15 protein-coding genes are annotated in these 16,800 nt (G+C 71.7%); 13 read left to right on the forward strand and 2 right to left on the reverse strand.

Annotation, left to right across the window (positions count from 1 at the left end):
- Positions 1-71 precede the first annotated feature (71 nt).
- The gene (locus ACTWQR_RS24685) at positions 72-773 is read left to right on the forward strand and encodes a FadR/GntR family transcriptional regulator (RefSeq protein ID WP_443229332.1); all 702 of its coding nucleotides are present in this window, start codon (positions 72-74) and stop codon (positions 771-773) included.
- Between the two features lie 28 nt (positions 774-801).
- On the opposite strand, the gene ACTWQR_RS24690 is transcribed toward ACTWQR_RS24685, so the two are convergent.
- A complete protein-coding gene (locus tag ACTWQR_RS24690) occupies positions 802-1,230 on the reverse strand; it encodes a helix-turn-helix transcriptional regulator (RefSeq protein ID WP_443229333.1) in 429 nt (142 codons plus the stop codon).
- Between the two features lie 228 nt (positions 1,231-1,458).
- Here ACTWQR_RS24690 and ACTWQR_RS24695 point away from each other — a divergent pair, with 228 nt between their 5' ends.
- The 7 genes from ACTWQR_RS24695 to ACTWQR_RS24725 are packed head-to-tail and all read left to right on the forward strand — an operon-like array spanning position 1,459 to position 10,932.
- Positions 1,459-2,430: a hypothetical protein gene (locus tag ACTWQR_RS24695; protein WP_443229334.1), complete on the forward strand. Its 972-nt coding sequence runs from the start codon at positions 1,459-1,461 to the stop codon at positions 2,428-2,430.
- 33 nt (positions 2,431-2,463) lie between these two features.
- The gene (locus tag ACTWQR_RS24700; protein ID WP_443229335.1) at positions 2,464-3,477 is read left to right on the forward strand and encodes a hypothetical protein; all 1,014 of its coding nucleotides are present in this window, start codon (positions 2,464-2,466) and stop codon (positions 3,475-3,477) included.
- A gap of 13 nt (positions 3,478-3,490) precedes the next feature.
- Positions 3,491-4,840 (forward strand): hypothetical protein, encoded by a 1,350-nt coding sequence (locus ACTWQR_RS24705; protein ID WP_443229336.1) that lies wholly within the window; start codon positions 3,491-3,493, stop codon positions 4,838-4,840.
- Between the two features lie 2 nt (positions 4,841-4,842).
- Positions 4,843-5,316 (forward strand): hypothetical protein, encoded by a 474-nt coding sequence (locus ACTWQR_RS24710; protein WP_443229337.1) that lies wholly within the window; start codon positions 4,843-4,845, stop codon positions 5,314-5,316.
- A 22-nt stretch (positions 5,317-5,338) separates the two neighbouring features.
- Positions 5,339-8,269, forward strand: a complete 2,931-nt coding sequence (locus tag ACTWQR_RS24715; RefSeq protein ID WP_443229338.1) for an MSCRAMM family protein — start codon at positions 5,339-5,341, stop codon at positions 8,267-8,269.
- A gap of 15 nt (positions 8,270-8,284) precedes the next feature.
- The gene (locus tag ACTWQR_RS24720; RefSeq protein ID WP_443229339.1) at positions 8,285-9,484 is read left to right on the forward strand and encodes a hypothetical protein; all 1,200 of its coding nucleotides are present in this window, start codon (positions 8,285-8,287) and stop codon (positions 9,482-9,484) included.
- Complete coding sequence (locus tag ACTWQR_RS24725) at positions 9,481-10,932, forward strand: M20/M25/M40 family metallo-hydrolase (protein ID WP_443229340.1); 1,452 nt, start codon at positions 9,481-9,483, stop codon at positions 10,930-10,932. The genes ACTWQR_RS24720 and ACTWQR_RS24725 overlap by 4 nt, the downstream gene beginning before the upstream one ends.
- On the opposite strand, the gene ACTWQR_RS24730 is transcribed toward ACTWQR_RS24725, so the two are convergent.
- Positions 10,922-11,344 carry a YchJ family protein gene (locus tag ACTWQR_RS24730; protein WP_443229341.1) on the reverse strand — a complete coding sequence of 141 codons (423 nt, stop codon included), beginning with the start codon at positions 11,342-11,344 and terminating at the stop codon, positions 10,922-10,924. The two genes, ACTWQR_RS24725 and ACTWQR_RS24730, sit on opposite strands and share 11 nt — an antisense overlap.
- A 369-nt stretch (positions 11,345-11,713) precedes the next feature.
- Between ACTWQR_RS24730 and ACTWQR_RS24735 the strand changes: the two genes are divergently transcribed.
- From ACTWQR_RS24735 to ACTWQR_RS24755, 5 genes are all read left to right on the forward strand, one after another.
- A complete protein-coding gene (locus tag ACTWQR_RS24735; protein WP_443229342.1) occupies positions 11,714-13,579 on the forward strand; it encodes a phage tail sheath family protein in 1,866 nt (621 codons plus the stop codon).
- A 35-nt stretch (positions 13,580-13,614) separates the two neighbouring features.
- Entirely contained in the window at positions 13,615-14,139 is a 525-nt protein-coding gene (locus ACTWQR_RS24740; RefSeq protein WP_443229343.1) for a phage tail protein, read from the forward strand.
- Positions 14,140-14,205: 66 nt separating this feature from the next.
- Positions 14,206-14,946, forward strand: a complete 741-nt coding sequence (locus tag ACTWQR_RS24745; protein ID WP_443229344.1) for a T4 family baseplate hub assembly chaperone — start codon at positions 14,206-14,208, stop codon at positions 14,944-14,946.
- Positions 14,939-15,697: a hypothetical protein gene (locus tag ACTWQR_RS24750; protein ID WP_443229345.1), complete on the forward strand. Its 759-nt coding sequence runs from the start codon at positions 14,939-14,941 to the stop codon at positions 15,695-15,697. Before ACTWQR_RS24745 ends, ACTWQR_RS24750 begins: the two co-directional genes overlap by 8 nt.
- An 88-nt stretch (positions 15,698-15,785) precedes the next feature.
- Entirely contained in the window at positions 15,786-16,775 is a 990-nt protein-coding gene (locus tag ACTWQR_RS24755; RefSeq protein WP_443229346.1) for a Pvc16 family protein, read from the forward strand.
- Positions 16,776-16,800: the final 25 nt, after the last annotated feature.

Consider the following 16,800-nt stretch of genomic DNA (forward strand, 5'->3'; position numbering starts at 1 on the left):
ATGAATTCAAGAGTCTGTGACGCAAAAGTCTGACTTTTTGTTCCCGCCGCCAGCCTCGTAGGCTGAACCTCATGAGCACACCGGGCCGGGGGCTGCACGGCCATGTACTGGAGAGCCTCGGTCCCGCGATCACGGCCGGCGAGTATCCGCCCGGCAGCGTGTTGCGCACCGACGAGTTGGCGCAGCGCTTCGAGGTCTCGCGCTCCGTGATGCGCGAGGCCGTCCGCGTCCTGGAGTCGATGCACCTGGTCGAGTCCCGGCGCCGGGTCGGTGTGACCGTCCGTCCCACGAACGAGTGGAATGTCTACGATCCCCAGGTCATCCGGTGGCGTCTGGCGGGCGCAGACCGCCCGCGCCAGCTGCGCTCGCTGACCGTGCTGCGGTCCGCCGTCGAACCGGTCGCCGCCGGCCTGGCAGCCAAGCACGCCACGGCCGAGCAGTGTGCCGAACTCACCGAGTGCGCCCTGGGCATGGTGGCCAATTCGCGCGGCCACAAACTCGAGGCGTATCTCGTCCACGACATCGCCTTCCACCGGATCGTCCTGAACGCGTCCGGCAACGAGATGTTCGCCCGCCTCGGTGACGTGGTCGCGGAGGTCCTCGCGGGCCGGACCCACCACGAGGTCATGTTCGAGGACCCCGACCCGGCCGCTGTCACGCTCCACGTCCAGGTCGCGGAGGCGGTGCGCGAGGGCGACGCGTCCCGCGCCGAGGAACTCACCCGCGAGATCACGGTCGGCGCGCTCCAGGAGCTGGACATCCTGGCGCCCTGAGGCGTCCCGCGCCTGGGAGCTGCCGGTGTCAGCCGGGAGAGGCGAACGGAGTGGCCGTCAGTACCTCCGGCGTCAGCGCATCCGGCTCGAGTCGGGGCTCTCCCATGGCGAGGCGGTTGACCATGGCCGCCCGGGAGGACACCTGGAGCTTCACGAAGATCCGGCGCAGATGTGAGGCGACGGTCCAGGCGCTGATCTCCAGGACGGACGCGATCGTCTTGTTGGGGTGACCGCACGCGACCATGCGGGCGATCTCACGCTCGCGCGGGCTCAACAGACTGATGGGGCCCGCCCTGTCGCAGCGGATCACCAGGCAGCGGACTTCGTCGATCTCGAGATCGAGCAGGACCCGCTCCGGTGAGGAGGACAGCCTGCTGATCAGTGCCAGGGCCAGCGCTTCGGCGTCGTCCCTGAGCTCGTCCCTGGCTAACACGCCGCTGCTTGCCCCGTGATTCACCCGAGCCCCCTTGCCTCAGCGGACCGGCGGCTCAGCCGGACCCAGACCCACAGGCAGTGGGCGCACTCTAACAGCGGGGCCGACCGGTGCGTGCCCGGTTTGCGCGTAGCACGTCCGAGCGACGCTCATCCGGACGCGACCGGACCCGTCGTCTCCAGGACGTGTGACTGTCGGGCCAACCCGCCGCCGCCCAAGCTGAGTTGTCCGACCGCGTTGAGGGAGGCGGCCATGCAGATGCGCCAGTCCCAGCTGGAGTACGAGGACGAAGCGGCCCTGGAAGGTGAGTTCGAGGGCGCCGGCGAGGAGGAGGACGAGTACCTCTACGAGGACGAAGGTGAGGGCGAGGAGTTCCTCGGCCGCATCATGGGTGCCGTCGGCGGCCTTCTCGGTCAGGGCGAGGGGGAGTTCGAGGGCGAGTACGAGGACGAGTACGAGGATGAAGGCGAGTTCGAGGGGGAGTACGAGGACGAGGCCTTCTTCCGCCGTATCCGCTCCTTCGTCCGCCGGGCCGCTCCCGTGCTGCGGAGGGTCGCCCGCGCCGCCGCGCCCGTCGTGGGCAGGATCGTCGGCGGTCCGATCGGCGGCATGGCAGGCGACCTCGCGGCCAGGGCCCTGAGCGAGGGCGAGTTGGAGGACGAGTACCTCTACGAGGACGAGGGAGAGGACGAGTTCGAGGCGGAGGCCGAGGAGGAAGCGACCCGCCCCCTCACCCAGCAGGAGGCCATGGCGGAGATGATGGCCGCGGTCGCCGCCCAGTCCCGATCCGAGGCCGAGGCCGAGGGCATGATCGGTGCGGCGACGGTCGCCGCGCTCTCCGCTCAGGACCGTGCCGCCCTGCGCCGTGTGCTCCCGCACATGGTCCGGGCGACCTGCGTGCTGACCCGGATACTGCGCCGCCAGCGGATCACGCGGCCCGCCGTACGGACCGTGCCGGTGATCGTGCGGCGCACCGCCCGGGTGCTCAGCAGTCGCGCTGCCGCCGGCCGGCCCGTGGACCGGCGCGCCGCCGCCCGTGTGATGGCCGGCCAGACTCGTCGCGTCCTGGGCAGCCCGCAGCAGACCACCCGCGCTCTGCAGCGCAACGTCCGCGCCGCCACCGCGGTCCGACGTGCCACCGGCCCCGCCGCGCGCACCGGAATGCCCCGCCGTCCCGCCGCGGGAGCGCGGCCGCGCCGTCGCGGATACGCCCCCCTGCGCTGACAGCGGCGCCCGGATCAGAGAGGACCAGCGGTCATGAGCGTGAGTACGAACGGCGCCGGCCCCAGGACGTCAGGGGCACCCCCGCTTCCCGAGTTGGAGGGGGAGTGGGAGGCCCTGTACGAGGACGAGGGCGAGGAGTTCCTCGGCGGCCTCTCGGGACTCGCACGCAGTGCGGCCCAGTCGGCGCTCGGCGCGCTCACCGGCGGCGGCCAGAACCAGGAGTGGGAGACGGAGTTCGAGACCGAACTGGAGGGCGAGTCCGAGGACGAGCTCCTCCACGAGGAGGAGGGCGAGTTCGAGGACGAGTACGAATTCGAGGGGGAGCATGAGGGGGAGTTCGAGGGCGAGTTCGAGGCGATGACCAATCCGCTCCGGCGGATCTATCCGGACGCCTTGATGGAGCACCTCGGCCACGCCGCCGCCGAGGCCGAGAGCGAGGCGGAGGCCGAGGCGTTCGCCGGCGCCCTTGCCCCCCTCGCCATCGGACTTGCCCGGCGCGCCGCGCCCGCGATCGTCAGGACCGCCCCGCAACTGGTGCGCGGACTCGCCAACGTGACCCGCACGCTGCGCCGCAACCCCGCCACCCGCCCACTGGTCCGTGCCCTGCCCGCGATCGCCGTGCGCACCACCCGCAGCCTGGCCCGCCAGGTGGCTCGCGGCCGGCCGATCACCGCGCGGTCCGCCGTGCGGACTCTGGCGGGGCAGACCGCCGCCGTGCTGTCCGATCCACGGCGGCGCCGCGCGGTCGTACGGCGGTCCCGCACGCTGGACCGCAGGTACCACCGCGGGATGCGCCCCGGAGCACCGGCGAGTGCGCGCGCCGCCGTCGCTCCCCTTTCCGCGGGAGCCGTCCGCTCCGTGGCCGCGGGACCGTCGTCCGCACCGGCCCCGGTGTACCGGCGGCCGCCCCGGATCCGCCCGGCCACCGGAGCACGTGGCGTCCCGGGCCGAATCGCCGGCCTGCCGCCGATGTCCGTCGCCTGGGTGCCGGTGCCCGTCTACCGCCCGGACCGCAGGCGCGGCGCCCGCGGTCCGTACGGCTACTGACCGGCGGCCGGCCATGACCGCACCCACGGCTCCCGCCGAGCCGACCGGCACGCCGGATCCGGGCACCGCGACCGCCCGGTCCGGCCGGCCGGCACCCGGTCCACGGTCCGCGCCCGTCCGGCAGCCCTGGGTGCGTGCCCAGGGGCTGAACGTCACCCGGCACGCCGCCGCCCTGCGGCCGTTCCGCGCGGGCGAGTTCGGCGCCGGGGCCGCCGCGCCCTCCGCCGGTCACCTCCAGGCCGTCAACGCCCTGATGCGACAGCTGCGCGGCGAGTTGCTCCGGCTCAGCGGCCGGGTCGAGCGGCAGGCGCGGCAGGCGCTCCGGCAGCCGGACACCCGGCGGCTCCAGACCCTGGTCACCACCAAGGAACAGGCGCACACCTGGGTACGCGACGTCGAACGCATCTGGGACTTCTACTTCGAACTGTTCGGACAGCGGCAGTCCGTGTTCGCCGACGCGTTGCTGTCCTGCGACCGGATCGCCCTCTCCTGCTACCAGGCCGCGTACCTGGGCGTCGGCGAGGCCAAGCCCCTTCCGGCCCCGCCTCCGTTCTCGTACATGCGGACCGGTTTCTCACCGGCGACCTTCCGCCGCGGCATCCCGCTGCGCCGGCTCGGTCGCCGGATCAACCCGTTCCCGCTGGTCCAACTCCCGTACCACCGCCTGGTCAATCCCTGGACCCTGGGCGCGGTCCTGCACGAGGTGTCCCACAACCTCCAGAGCGATCTGGGTCTCAACGAGGCGGTGCCGCGGGCCGTCGCCCGGCGCCTCCTCGACGAGGGCTGCCCACCCGGCGTCGTACGCACCTGGGTGCGCTGGAATCGCGAGGTGTACGCCGACCTGTCGGCCCTGCTTCTCGGCGGACCTGCGGTGGTCGGTTCGCTGCTCGATGTGGTCGGCCGTTCGCCCGCTTCAGTCCTCTCCTTCAATCCGCGCGGGCCGCATCCCACTCCCTGGTTCCGGGTGTGGATCTCCGTCGAACTGCTGCGGCGTATGGGTTTCTCCGAACAGGCCGACCGTTACGGCCGGTTGTGGTCGAGGATCTATCCCGACCCAAGGGCCGGAACGCTGCCGCGAGAGCTCATCTCGACCTTCGCCACCGCCTGTCCGGCCGTCGTGGACGCCCTGTGCCATCGACCGTTCCCGCAGCTCGGCCGGCGCAGCCTCGCCCAGGTGATCCCCTTCGGAGCCAAGGAACACGCCATGCAACTGGAGGCCGCCGAGCGTCTCGCGGCCGGCACCGACCCCGGCATCATCCCGGCCCGCTTCCTGATCGGGGCCGCCCGCTCCGCCCTGGACCGGGGCCTTGCCTGCCCGGGCGTGATCACCCGCAACTTCTACACCGAGCTGGCGAGGCGATGACGGTGACTGTGCAGTCCGCGTATGCCGGTCTCGCGGCGTCGGTGCGGCGGCTTCGGGACACCGCCCGCGAGCTGGAGCTGATCGCGGTCTCCGACCAGCCACGCGGCGGCGACGTGCTCCTGGTCGACGTCGTGGCCAACGCGGCTCTGGAGGTGACGGGCGCGGCGGAGCAGGCAGCCATCGCCCTGGACGGGAACGACCGCACCTCGTCGGACGTGTCGCACTGCCAGTCGCACGTCCAGACCCTCGGCCGGGTCCTCGTCGACCAGTTGGCGGCGCCGGAACGGCTCGCCGAGCTGGGCGCGTTCGGTGCCGAGCACGGCCGGGAGGCCGAGGCCTGGGCGGACGAGGTTATCCGGTGCGTTCACTCATGTCAGCAGTCGCTCTGGAGCGATGTGCTGCCGGCGCTCTTCGCCCACGGGCAGGAGATCGCCGCGCTGAAGAGTCCATGCTCCACGTCCGGCGCCCGCCGCTGACCTGGAGAGGAAGGAGAGCACGATGCCGAAGCTCACGATCCGGGTCTTCCTCTGCCCCCGACGAGTGGTGAAGGACCCCGACAGGTGGCAGGCGGGCTGGCCGACGCCGTCCGGTGTCGTACTCGAACTGAGCAGGGAGAACGGAGCCGGTAAGGGCATTTACGATCCGCCGATCATGCTGGACGCTTCGGACGGCGGGGGGTTCATCAGGCGCGACAAACTGCCGGCGGGCACCTACCGGGTCCGCGTCGCCGACGGCCCCGATGAATTCGACATCCCGCGGGTGGCAAACGGTGGTTCCAAGCAGGTCCTCATCATGCCCGCCGTGGAATTCCCGGACGCGGAGATCGTCCTGCTGTCCGATCGTGGCAGGCGGCTGTTCCTGCTCAACGCCCAGTTCGAGAGCGGGCGACCGCTCTCCGGCGTCGAGGTCGAGGTGGCGGGGCACGACTTCACGAGTCGATCCGACGGCGCGGTCTACGCGGCCTGCCGGGACGAACTGGTCATCGTCAGCCCCCACAGCAGTTCCACGCCCAAGGCCACCCCCCTGGACGGCGATTTCGTGGTCGACCGGGGCGGACAGCCGCTGCCCGAGGACACCGTGAACGTGTGCTATCGCGCCGCCACCGCCCAGCTCAGCATCAAGCCCGAGCTGGGCGGTGAGCCGGTCTCCGGCGTGGTCTTCGAGGTGACCCGCGCCGACAACCGCGACCTCCCCGCGCAGCGTCAGGCCACCGGTGACAGCGCTCCCAAGTGCGTCTTCGACGACATCCCGGACGGGATGGTCACCGTGGCCGTCGCGGACACCTCCCGTGCGACGTTCGGAAAGGCACGGCTGCCGGTCGTCGCCGTCCCCGGAAAGCACCGGATCAACTGGAAGGTGTATCCCGGCGACGACCAGGATCTCTCTCCGTTCTTCGCCTTCAGGCCGCTGCCCATCGCCTCCGGAGACCTTCATGGCCAACTGGTGGACGACAACGGCACTCCGGTGCCGGGCGTGGACATCGTGGCCCGCCAAGGGGACCGTGAACGGGCAGACGTCACCAACGGCCAGGGCCGCTACGACATCACGGGACTGCCGGTCGGTGACTGGACCGTTTCCCCGCGCCGGACGCCGGTGCACATCGGCGGACGGCGGCTGATCCCCGATCCCCCCGCCGAGTACACCGTGACGGTGACGGACCAACGTGCCGTAGTGGTCCCCGACATCGTGCTCGGCGAGGAGAAGCACGGCATCAGGGGACATGTGAAGGACGAGGCGGACGAACCGGTCGCGTTCGCCACTGTCGAGATCCACAACGCCGACGGAAGCAAGCGCCTGGGCACCGCGCAGACCGACAAGAACGGCTTCTACGAATGGTTCTCACCGGTCCCCGGCACGTTCCTGGTGAGCCTGCTGAACCAGCAGGGTGCTCTGGTGCAGCGGTTCCCGATCGAGGTGAACTCGATCGCCGCCGGGAACATCAAGGTCAAGGGCGGGCGCGCACCGGCCACTCCGCCAGGTGGCACGCCGCCGCCCCCCACCAACCAGGCACTGTCGGACTTCTCGTCCTTCCCCGTCCTGACCGAGGAGGTCGGCGGGGCAGGTCGCGCACCGGCATCCGGCTCCGGTGACCGATCGGCCTCGTACGGACAGACCGTCGAGGGAGCCCTGAGGGACGTCCTCGGCTGGCGGCCCGGATCCAACACCTCCGGATTCCGGGCGGCGTTGACCGGCGCGTTCGAACTTCGCGACGTGCAGGGCCACACCGAGTTCACCTGGCACCCGCGCGGCTACGCGGTCCAGGCCGACCTGGGTGCGCTGACCGGCGCGCAGGCCAGCATCTACCAGCGGGCGAAGAACGCCCTGGAACAGATCACCCCGCTGCTCGACGGCCTGACGTCGCTCGACCCCGCCGCCGACTCCCAGGACACCGCGGCGATCCGCACCATCGTGCGTACCGAACTCGGGGAACTCGTAGACGAGTTGGCGGTCGAGGGTGGACCGCGCGTCCAGCGCGTCGACGAACTGTTCGTCCTGCTGCTCGGCCCCAGGACACCCGCCACCCGACTCGACCCCGACGCGGTGGGAGGGCAGTTCGCCCAGCTGCGTGATCGGTTCGGACTGAGCTCCAGCCGGGTCGGCACGCTCGACGAGGAACGGATCGTCACCAACTTCCGTATCGTCGTCGACCATGTGCTCGCTCTCGCCGCCGGCTGGGACAGCGACAGGTCGCTCTTCCTGGGCACCACCGACCAGACCTCGCTCGGCACCGTTCTGATCCAGCTGTCCCGGAGCCTGGACGTCGTCGCGCAGTCCGTCGAGGAGACCGTCTTCACCCTGGACTCGGTGTACGTGGACGCGGCGCAGCGCCAGACGATCCAGCTGCGCTTCGCCGGCCTGAACGCCCCGCTGCCGATTCTGCTGTCGGACCTGCTCGACTGGATCGTCCGGGTGTCCACCAGCGAGGGGCCGCGTCTGGTGCGTGAGGCCGGCAAGGACGGTGTGATCGCGCTCGCCCCGGTCCTCGGCCAGCTGGCCGACATCGTGCGGGCGACGGAGCAACTGGCGGTCGGCGACCCGTCCTTGCCCGATGGCCTCCGCACCCCGCGCGTCCTGCGCGCCCTGCGGGAGCTGCGCACGCAACTGGCCGACACGGTCCGCCTGGCCAGGGCCGTGCAGCGGACCGAAGCTCCTGTGATCGTCTTCGTCGACGACGTGGACCTCGACAACGGTGTGACCGTCACTCTCGTCGGCCGTGGCTTCCTCGCCCCGGCGACGGCCGTCATGTCGGCGATCGAACGTCCTGGTCTGGGGGAATTCACGGCAAGCACCGTGGACCTGAGCAGGGTCGGTCGCGCAGACGCCATCTTCCCCACCCTGCCCACCAACATCGTGGGCCTCACCTGGCAGGTGACGCTCATCAACCCGGGCGGCGTACGAAGCAACACGGTCGAGGCACTGCGGACCTGACGGAGGAGCCCCACGATGGCGAATGAACAGGACTACCAGGCCTTCCTCGACCGCATCGCGGCCCTTCGGGAGACCGTCACCGACCGACTGTCCGCACAGCTGGTGGCCGACCCCCAGCTCGCGGACGTGCTCACCAAGCAGATCGACGACCTGCTGCAGTCCGCGGTCAGGACCGACCTGGCCGAGAAGCCGCCGCCGGACAAGGGCCTGGCCCAGCTCGTCGGTATCGGGGACCAGGCGGCCGACTCGCTCGGCCAGACCCGGCTGCCGCAGGCCATCACGCCGTACGACGAGACGGTGTCGTCCGAACGCCTCGTGGCGATGGGCGATCTCTACTACATCTACCAGCACGAGATGATCGGCGTCTTCCGGGCGGTGCAGAAGCTCCAGGAACTGTTCCGCGCGGGCGCCGTCTATCTCTCCAGCGGCGCGGGTGCGTACGCGCTGTACCAGTTCGACCGGCGCGAGGTGCTGCGCTACAGCCGACGGGACCGGCTGGCCGCGTACCGCAGGGCGTTCGGCTACGGCCGGGCGCCGGTGCCGGCCGGCTCGCGGGCCAACGGCGACTTCCACGGCCAGTTCGAGCATTTCGTCAACCAGATCGCGCTGTTCCACCGCGACAAGCGGATCGCGGACGTGGTGCGTGAGCGGGCCTACGACCCGAGTTTCGGGAGCATCGCCGTGGTCCGCAGGGCGGGCCTCGATCTGCGCAACAACCTGAAGTTCACCTCGTACGGGCACGTCAACGTGTTGCGGGTCGAGGTCATGCAACTGCTCGACGAGGCGTACCGGATCCTCGACTCCGACGACATCCGGCGGTTGTACGGCGCGGACACCGCGTGGGACGTCGTCGAGATCGTGCTGGCCCAGTACTACGGCGAGCGGCTGGTCACCTCGCCGCGACAGCGGATGGCCGTCGCCGGTCGTGAGGTGCTGCGCTGGCTCGCCCAGCCGCATCTGCTGCAGACGCAGCGAGCGAAGTTCGAGACCCTGCTGCTGGAGATCGCCGAAAGCGCGGAGGAGTGGCTCACCAGCGCCCAGTCGTTGGGGCTCGTGGGCCCGCAGGGGGCCCGGCCGGGTATGCCGTGGGACCGGTCGGCCGCCCCGGCGGCCGGTGCCCAGCGGATCACCCGCAGGCCGCCCGCACCGCCCGCCGCGCGCGGCGGGGGTACGCGGGGCCGGGTGCCCGCGCCGGTCAACGGGACCCGCATGTGACCGCACGCCGGACCGCCTCCCGCGCGGGGACGGCAGCCGCACTGAACCATGCCCGCGCCCGCCGCCCGGCCACCCTCGGCCTGCTGGGCGCGATGATGAGCCATCCCACGGTGAGCGCCGCGCCCGCCCACCGTGCGGACCTGCGACGGTGTGCCGAGTGGCTGGCCGGCCGGCTGCGCGGCATGGGCCTGGACGCCGTCGCCGTCCGGCCCGGGCGGGTCGCGCCGGTCGTCACCGCGGAGTGGCTGCATCGCCCCGGTGCGCCCGTGCTCCTGATCTACGGGCACTACGACGTGCAGCCCGCCGGGCCGCGCGATGCCTGGGCGACGGATCCCTTCCGGGCGGTGGTCGACGGTCGGTATGTGTACGGGCGCGGCGCCAGCGACGACAAGGGCCAGCTCACCGCCCATCTCGCCGCCGTCGAAGCATGGCTCACCGCGGGGGGCGGGCCGCCCTTGAACCTGCGGCTCGTGCTGGACGGCGAAGAGGAGATCGGCAGTCCCACGCTGTTGCACGGGCTGCGCGACCGGGGCCGGGTGCCGGAGTACCTGTGCGCCGATCTGGTGGTCGTCTCCGACACCCGGATGCGGGACGAGCGGACGCCGGTGCTCGTCAGCGGACTGCGCGGGTCGCTCGCCGCACGGCTGGAGGTGACCGGCCCGGCGGTCGAACTGCACGCCGGCGCCTTCGGCGGCGCGGTGGCCGAACCCGCCCGGGTCCTGTCCGAGCTGGTGGCGAGCCTGCATGATCCCGACGGCCTGGTGGCGGTGCCCGGCTTCTACGACGACGTACGGCCCCCGACAGCGGCCGAGCGCGGGCAACTCGCCCGTGACGGGCCCTCGGCCGGCGAACTGCTCGCGCCGACGGGCGTCGCCACCGGCCACGGTGAGCCGGGGTACTCCCCCTTCGAGCGCACCACGATCCGTCCGGCGGTGGTCGTCACCGGGCTCTCCACCTCCGGCACCGCCAGATCGGCGATCCCGGCGCGGGCCGCGGCCGGCCTGAGCGTCCGGCTGGTGCCCGGGCAACGCCCGGCCGCAGTGGCCCGGTCCCTGCGTGCTCACCTGGCGGAGCGCACTCCCCGGACCGTACGCGCCCGGCTGGTCGTCCTCGCCGGCTGCCCGCCGTACACGCTCGCCCCGCGGAGCGCGGCTGTCGATGCCGTGTCGCGCGCGTGCGCGAGGGGCTTCGGCCGCACGCCGGTGCTGCTGCCGTCGGGTGGGTCGATCCCTTTCGTGAGCGCCTACGCGGACATGTGCGGCACCGAGGTACTGCTGCTGGGGTTCGGGCTTCCGGACGACGGGATCCACGCGGCCAACGAGCGCTTCCTGCTGCCCAACCTCTACCGGGGCACGGAGGCGTGCGTCGAGTTGTACGCGGAACTGGGCCGGTCGTGCGAGACGCGGGCGCCACGCGCGCGCACGCATCGGGCACCCGTCACTCGATGAAGTCCCCGTCCACGTACACCCATGCCCCGTCGACCCGCTCGAACCGGCTCCGCTCGTGCAGCGAGCCCCCCGCGTAGGACGCCCGGAACGTCACGGTCCCGGTGCTGTGAAAGGCCGATCCCTCGCCCGTGGCGAGGATCTCCAGGCCGGTCCACCGCATCCCCGGATCGAATGCGATCCGCGCCGGCCGGGTCCGCGGATGCCAGGTCCGCAGCAGATACGCCTCGTCGCGCTTAACGAACGCGCAATACCGCGACCGCATCAGCGCCTCGGCGGTCGGTGCCGCACTCTCACCCCGATGGAATCGGCCACAGCACTGTTCGTACGTCTCCGCAAGATCGCAAGGGCAGGAGGGGTTGTGCGCGGGAGTGGAAGAGCGCTGTCGGCGGGGTTGTGGGGTGCGTCGGGCCATGCGCCCATTCTGCTGCACCATCGCCCGTGGGGAATCGGTGAATCACCCGTCCCGACATGCGCACATCATGTGCGAGCTGTGCGCCGCCCCCTCCATGGAACCTCCCTCATGGGTGGCGTGAACATGTCTTGTTCTGCAACTCCCGACCTACGACGGTGGGTTCAGCACTTGAGCATCAGGAGTCACAAGCGTGCTGCTTGACCCCGGGCGGCCGTCTGTCCGGGGCACTGACGGGGGAAGCTGATGCGGTGCCGCGGACGGGCGCGTTGCTGCGCGCCCGGACCTATTCGCGCGCACCGCCCGAGACGTCTCCCTCTGCCGCCTCTTGGTGCCTTTCACCCGGTGCCTGAGAACGGATTAGGAGGGGGAATGCCGATGAGCGCGGTGAACACTGCCAGGCCGACGTATCCCGGCGTCTACGTCGAAGAGCTTCCCAGCAGCACCCGAACCATCTCGACCGTCACCACCTCGGTGACCGCCTTCGTGGGACACACCCGACGCGGCCCGCTGAACGAACCGGTGCGGGTCACGAGCTTCACCGAGTTCGAGCGCCGCTTCGGCGGCCTGAGCTCGCAGAGCGCCGTCGGCTACGCCGTGCACCAGTTCTTCGGCAACGGCGGCACCGTCGCCGTGATCGTGCGCGTCGCCAGGGCGGGCAGCGGCAAGGCCGCCTGCGTCACTCTGGAGTCCACCGAGGGCCACAGCGAGTCGCCGGTCCTCGAAGTGCACGCCAAGGAACCGGGCGTGTGGGGCAACGGACTGCGCGTCGCCGTCGACTACGACACGCCGAAGCCCGACGACACCTTCAACGTGCGCGTGTACGACGCCAAGGGTGAGGCCCGCGAGAGCTTCACCGGCCTGTCCATGGACGCCTCGCACGGCCGCCACGCGCCGACCGTGATCAACGCCGGTTCCCGGCTGATCCGCGTCGAGGCCGTGGGCGAGGGCCGCCCCGACCCGTCCGGCACCGTCTCCAAGCCGTTCGGGCACGAACTGCCCGACCTGGCCGTCGACCTGACCGTCAAGATCGGCGAGGTCGAGCGCGAGTTCACGCTGTACGACCCCGACTCGGACGGCGAGGCCCCGAGCGGCGTCGCCGAGCTGGCCCTGCTCCTGGAGCGCAAGCTGCGGGCCCTGCCCGACGCGCCGGGCAAGCACGCCTTCGCGGGCGCCGAGGTCACCGCCTTCGGCAAGCGCCTCCAGGTCGTCGCCGGCTCCACCGACCCCGAGGACGTCGTCCGCTTCCTCGGCGAGTGCGCCAACGACCTGGGCCTGGAAGCCTCCGTCAACCCGCCCGTGTTCCCGCTGGAGGGTGGCGAGGACGGCGAGGCGCCGGGACCGCGCGACCTGATCGGCGGCGAGGCCGACAAGACCGGCATCCAGGCACTGCGCGGCGTCGCCGACGTCAACCTGCTCGTCCTGCCCGAGCTGGCGTCGTACGAGTCGACCGAGGACATGGTCACCGTCGTCTCGGCGGCCCAGCGGCTCTGCCAGGAGCGGCGGATCTTCCTCCTCGTCGACGCGCCCGGCACCTGGGTCAGCGTGGACACGGCCCGTGCCGGACTCGCGGCCTTCGACGCCGTACGCGGCAACCACGCGGGCCTGTACTTCCCGCACCTCCAGCTGACCGACCCGCTCACCGGGCGGCTGCGCTCCTTCCCGCCGTCCGGCGCGGTCGCGGGCGTCGTCGCGCGTACGGACTCCGAGCGCGGCGTGTGGAAGGCACCGGCCGGCACCGAGGCACGGCTCTCGGGCGTGCACTCGCTCACGGTCAACCTCACCGACCGGGAGACCGGGCTGCTCAACCCGCTGGGCGTCAACTGCCTGCGCACCTTCCCGATGGTGGGCCCGCTGGTCTGGGGCGCACGCACCCTGGAGGGCTCCGACGCGCTCGACAGCGAGTGGAAGTACGTGCCCGTGCGGCGGCTCGCCCTGCATGTGGAAGAGAGCCTCCAACGCGGGCTGCAGTGGGTCGTGTTCGAGCCCAACGACGAGAACCTGTGGCAGCAGATCCGCCTCAGCGCCTCCTCGTATCTGCACAACCTCTTCCGTCAGGGCGCCTTCAAGGGCGGCACGCCGCGCGAGGCGTACTTCGTCAAGTGCGACCACGACACCACGACGGACGAGGACATCGCGAACGGCATCGTGAACGTCCTGGTCGGCATCGCTCCGGTCAGGCCCGCCGAGTTCGTGGTCGTCAGGATCCAGCAGACGTCCGGGCAGTTCGAGCTCTAAGGAATCTTGAGGAAGAGACTTGAGGAAGAAGATCGATGGCTGAGTTCACTGTCAACGCCCAGCGCTTCGACCCGTACAAGAACTTCAAGTTCCTCGTCCTGTGGGACGGCCGTACGGTCGCGGGCATCAGCAAGATCAGTCCGCTGAAGCGGACCACCGAGGTCGTCAAGCACCGGCACGGTGGCGACCCCAGCTCCCCGCGCAAGTCGCCGGGGCGCTCAGAGTTCGAGGGCATCACGCTGGAGCGCGGGGTCACCCACGACCCCGAGTTCGACCGCTGGGCCAACAAGGTCTGGCAGGTCGGCGCGGGCCTCGGTTCCGAGGTGTCCCTCGCCGACTTCCGCAAGGACATCGTGATCCAGGTCCTCAACGAGGCCGGTCAGGTGGCCGTCTCGCACAAGCTCTACCGGACCTGGCCGAGCGAGTACCAGGTCCTCGGTGAGATGGACGCCAACGCCAACGCGATCGCGATCCAGTCGCTGAAGCTCGAGTGCGAGGGCTGGGAGCGGGACTACGAGGTGCCCGAGCCGGAGGAGCCCTCGTTCCTCAATCCCGCCTGAGCAGCGGTGAGTTGAACGGAAATCGGGCCCCGGGGGCAGCGGGGCGCGTACGGAACGGGGGCGGGCATGGCGATCACTCGGGCGACTGAACTCCTGGACACCTGGGAGACCGGGCTTGCCCAGGCGCCGTCCGCACGCGCCCTGCTGCTGCACGGCGTCGCCCGCCCGGACACCGGCGGCGAGAAGCTGTCCACGCTGCCGGTGGGCGAGCGGGAGGCGGACCTCTTCGCGCTGCGCCGGGCCCTGTTCGGCGAGCGGATGCAGGTACGCCTCGCCTGCGGCACCTGCGGCGAGGACATGGAATTCGACCTGGACGCAGGGGAGTTCGCCCGGTCACTGGGTACTCCCGCCGACTCGGTGGTGCGGGTCGCCGAGGGCGGCTGGGAGGTCGAGTTCCGGGTGCCGGGCGTCGCCGACCTGACGGCGGCGGCCCGGCACCCGGACGCCCGGCGGGCGCTGCTCGCACGGTGCGTCGTCTCGGTGGTGCGCGACGGAGAGGCCGTCCCCGCCGACGGACTGTCCGACGCACTGCCCGAGGCGGTCCAGCGCCGGCTCGCTGAGGCGGCGCAGGCGGCCGACCCGGGCGCCGACGTGACGCTCAACGTCAGCTGCCCCGAGTGCGGAGCCGCCACCCGCGCCGAACTCGACATCGCCTCCTACCTGTGGACCGAACTGGACGCCTGGGCACGGGACGTCCTCCTCGACGTCCATCTGCTCGCCACCGCGTACGGCTGGAGCGAGCCGGAGATCCTGGCGCTCAGCCCGCTGAGGCGCCGCTACTACCTGGAGCTGTGTGCGGATGTCTGACTCCTCCGGAGGGCAGCCTGTCCAGTCCCGGGCGCCCGACTTCTTCGACCGGCTGCTCGCCCGGCACGCCCCGGCCGCCGCACCGCGCACCGACGTGGTGCGGGTGCAGCCGCGACTCGCCGGTCCCTTCGAGCGGGTCGAGGCGGTACGGGCCAACGCGACGGAACCGGACGCGACAGCGCCGCTGTGGCCCTCCTCCGCTCAATCACCTGTGCCCGAAGGGGACTTGACACGTCCGGCGGTGCGCGAGGTCCAGTTCCGTACGGAGCGCGAGCGGACCGTCGTACGGCCCGAGCGGGCGCCGCGAGCCGAGCAGCCCGCACCCCGACCCGCGGCACGGGATCTGCCCGAGGCCCCGCTGCTGCGTCCCGCCGCGCTGGTGGCGCCGGTCCCGCGGCCCGCTCCCGACGCCGCGCGGCGGACGGCCGGGCGGGGCGACGCGGAGCGGCCCTCCTCCCCGAGCGCGGTATCCGTGCCCACCCCCCCGGGTGCGGGCGCCGCTTCCCGCGTCGTGTCCGCCGCGCCGCGACCCAGCGCGGCGGACACGACGGCGGCACGTGACGCCGTACGGCAGGCGGCGGGCAGGCGGGCAGGGCGCGGGACCGAGCAGGTGGTGCAGGTGCAGATCGGCAGGCTCGAAGTGACGGCGGCGGGGCCGGCCACGGGTGGCGGGAACCGACGGCAGGCCGCCACGGAGCGAGCAGGGGCGACCGTGAGCCTGGCCGACTACCTGGCACGGGGGCGCGAGTGAGCAACGTACGACGCACCAGCGGGAGTGAGGAACGGACCGGTGGGTCCGAGCCCGAGGAACGGACTAGTGGGACTGAGGAACTGACGCCATGAGCAACGCACTCGCCATCGCCCACGTCACCCAGGCCCTCGCCCTGCTGATCGAGGACAACCTGCGGCCCGAGATCGGCATGGCCGTGAAGGTCGAGCCGCGCAAGCCGCCGGCCGATCCGCCGGCCGACCCCACCATCACCGTGTTCCTCTACCAGGTCACGCCCAACACCTCGCAGCGTAACAACGACGTGCCGACCCGCGCGAGCGACGGCACGCTGCTCAAGCGGCCCGCCGCGGCACTGGACCTGCACTTCGTGATCAGCGCGTACGGCGAGGAGACGGAGCTGGTCGGGCAGCGGCTGATCGGATCCGTCGTGCGCACGCTGCACGAGATACCCGTCCTGCCGAAGGACATCATCGAACAGGCGGGGGAGAAGCCCCACTTGGCGGGGAGCGACCTGGCCGAGGCGGTGCAGCGGGTGCGGTTCACGCCGACGGTGATGGACATCGACGAGACCTCGAAGCTGTGGGGGATGCTGCACCAGACCCCGTACTCGCTGTCGGTCGTCTACCAGGCGGCCCTCGTCTTCATCGAGGGCCGCGAGACGCCGGTACCGGCGAAGCCGGTGGAACGGCAGGCGGTACGGGTGCTGCCGTTCGGGGCTCCCGGTGCGCCGGTGCCGCCGGGAGGGGCGCAAGCGTCGGCGGAGGGCGCGGGCGGCCCGCCCGCGCCCGCGGACAGCGGAGCTTCCGAGAAGGCGCCCGGCAAGGCGGTCGAGAAGGCCGTCGGCGGGACGCCTGCCAAGGCTCCCGCCAGGCCCGGCGCGAAGGCACCCGCGAAAGCCGTGGCCAAGGTGCCCGCGAAGGCCGAGTCGAAGGCACCCGCGAAGGCAGCCGCCAAGGCACCGGCCCGTACCCGCAAGGCGGCGGGGGCGGCCAAGTCGGCCGGGCCGGGCAAGTCCGGGCACGGGACGGCCAAGAGCACGGGTGCCGCGCCTGCCTCGGACTCCTCGGCGGCCGACGGCCCCGAGGGCGCGGAGAGCTGAGGCGACGTGGGAACGACGGGGGCAG

The organism is Streptomyces sp. 2A115 (genome assembly GCF_052245575.1).
In the GTDB taxonomy this organism is placed as follows: Bacteria; Actinomycetota; Actinomycetes; order Streptomycetales; family Streptomycetaceae; genus Streptomyces.